General features: G+C 74.2%; 1 protein-coding gene and 1 pseudogene. Both read right to left on the bottom strand.

Annotation, left to right across the window (positions count from 1 at the left end; all coding sequences use genetic code 11):
* Positions 1-430 (bottom strand): annotated as a pseudogene (locus AB0M52_RS33400) (ABC transporter ATP-binding protein); the annotation flags it as partial.
* Positions 427-2204, bottom strand: a 1778-nt coding sequence (locus AB0M52_RS33405) for an ABC transporter ATP-binding protein (protein ID WP_363961838.1), incomplete at its 5' end; no start/stop codon positions are given. The pseudogene AB0M52_RS33400 and the gene AB0M52_RS33405, both read right to left, overlap by 4 nt.

Below are 2204 nucleotides of genomic sequence, written 5' to 3' on the forward strand. Positions count from 1 at the left end.
GCAGGACGGCCTGGCCGATCCGGGCGGAGAGGGTGAGGAAGCCACGCCGGGCCGCGTACTCGATTCCGGCCGCGGCGGCGAACGACACGGCGACGGCGATCAGCGGGCCGGGCCGGCCGGCCCGCAGCGGCTCGATCGCCCGGTCGATGCCCAGCATGACCAGGTACGGCCCGGACATGGCCGCGGCGTTCTGGGTGAGCAGCAGCGCGACCGCGGCACCCAACCGGGCGCGGTGCGGGCGCAGCACGTCGTTCAACAGCACCCGGCTGCGGGCCCGCAGCCGGGCCACCGCCTCAGGGCTGGCATCCTCGGCGAGACTGCGATCGGCGTGCGGGTCGGGGGCGACTCCCCGCCAGTAGGCCGGGTCGGAGCCCGTTCCGGGCGCTCGGTGGGCCGGACTGGAGCCGTCGCCGGCCGTCCCGGCGGTCATGAGCGCACCAGCGGGAAACCGCCGGTCGCCGGGTCGGCCGGCAGCCGAGGATGCGGCACAGCGACCGGCTCGGCCGAGAGCACCGCGCGGTACGCCGGCACGGTGGCCAGCAGTTCGGCGTGCGGGCCGACGGCGGAGATCCGGCCGTCCTCCAACAGCGCGACCCGGTCGGCGAGGGCGATGGTGGACGGCCGGTGCACCACCAGCAGGGCGGTCATGTTCCGCAGCACCCGCTTCAACGCCGACTCCACCGCCGCCTCGGTGTGCACGTCGAGCGCGGACAGCGGATCGTCGAGGACGAGCACCGCGGGCCGGACGAGCACCGCGCGGGCCAGCGCCAGCCGCTGCCGCTGACCGCCGGAGAGCGACAATCCCTGCTCGCCGAGCCGGGTACGCAGGCCCCACGGCAGGTCGTACGCGAACTCGGCCTGGGCCAGCGCGAGAGCCGCCCGGACCTCGTCCTCGCCGGCGTCGGGCCGGCCCAGGGTGAGGTTCTCCCAGACCGACATGGAGAACAGCGTCGGCTCCTCGAACGCCATCCCGACCAGCCGGCGCAGCGACGCCAGCCGCAGGTCCCGCAGGTCGTGCCCGTCGAGGGTGATCCGACCCGTCCCGACGTCGTGCAGCCGGGGCACCAGGGACAGCAGGGTGCTCTTGCCGCTGCCGGTCGCGCCGACCACGGCCAGCGTCTCGCCGGGTTCGACGGTCAGGTCGACGCCGCGCAGCACCGGCGTGGTGGTGCCCGGGTAGCGGAAGGTGACCGCCTCGAAGCGCAGCCGACCGCGTACCGTCGAGCGGGCCAGGGCGACGGTAACGGGAGCGTCGACGATGGCCGGTGCGGTGTCCAGCACCTCCTGGACCCGGTCGGCGGCGGTGGCCGCCTCCTGCCCGTTGGCGATGATCCAGCCCAGCGACTGCACCGGCCAGATCAGCATCAGCTGGAGGCTGACGAACGCGACGAGCTGGCCGACGGTGAGCCGCCCAGCGGCGACCGCCGCGGCACCGGCCACCAGCACGATGCCCAGGGTCAGGTTGGGCACCAGGTCGAGCCGCGCGGCGGTGCGGGCCAGCAGTCGCCCCTTGGCGACCCCGGTGTCGTGCAGCGCCCGGGTGCTGGCGGCGAACCGGGCGGCCAGTTGCGGTCCCCGCCCGTACGCCTTCATGGTGCGCAGCCCCTGCGCGGTCTCCTCGACCAGGGTGGCCACGTCGCCCTGCTGGTCCTGCATCCGCCGGGACGCGGCATGGTAGTGCCGGCCGAACCGGCGGGCGATCAGGAACAACGGCACCGCGCTGGCCGCCACCAGCAGGCCCAGCGCCGGGTGCAGCCGGATCAGCAGCACCACCACGCCCAGGTAGGTGACCAGGTTGAGGACGAGGAAGAACAGGCCGAAGGAGAGGAACCGGCGCAGCACCGACAGGTCGCTGGTGATCCGGGACAGCAGCTGACCGGAGGGCCACCGGTCGTGGAAGCTGGGTGGCAGCCGTTGCAGGTGGGCGTAGACGTCGTCGCGGATGGTCGCCTCCATGGCCACCGAGGACGACGACTGCACCCACCGCCGGATGAAGATCAGCAGAGCCTCGGCCAGGCCGAGCAGCAGTGCGAGCCCGGCCAGCTGGAACAGCCCGGCCAAGTCCCGCTCGGCCACCGGCCCGTCGACCACCCGCTGTGCCAGTAGCGGCACGGCGATGCCCGCGGCGGTGGCGGCGAGCCCGGCGAGCATCAGCCAGCTGAACTCCACGGCGTGCGGACGCAGATAATGGCGCAGCCGCCAGA

It is taken from the genome of Micromonospora sp. NPDC051296 (genome assembly GCF_040682255.1).
Lineage (GTDB): Bacteria > Actinomycetota > Actinomycetes > Mycobacteriales > Micromonosporaceae > Micromonospora > Micromonospora craterilacus.